The organism is Flavobacterium solisilvae, assembly GCF_012911605.1.
Classification (GTDB): domain Bacteria; phylum Bacteroidota; class Bacteroidia; order Flavobacteriales; family Flavobacteriaceae; genus Flavobacterium; species Flavobacterium solisilvae.
Map to the genome: position 1 here is coordinate 1 of NZ_JAAMPT010000046.1, position 243 is coordinate 243.

Sequence of the window (243 nt, forward strand, 5' to 3'; positions counted from 1 at the left end):
TAGAAGTTAACCCAAGTCCAGTTGCACCAATCAATTTGGATAACATCGAAGTATGTGATACCAATGCCAACAATCAGGATGGTGTAATGACAGTGGATTTAACCGTAAGAACACCAGATGCATTGGCACAACAACCACTGCCAGCAAGCAACTATACGGTGGAGTATTATACCACCGAAGCCTTAGCAGAAGATGGCGATTTTCCAATTATAAATACCACAAATTATTCAGCAAGCAACGGAC

The 243-nt window shown here is 41.6% G+C and carries 1 protein-coding gene; it reads left to right on the forward strand.

Going from position 1 to position 243, the window contains the following annotated elements:
* Positions 1-243: hypothetical protein (locus G6042_RS00220; protein ID WP_169522311.1), on the forward strand; the 243-nt coding region annotated here is incomplete at both ends.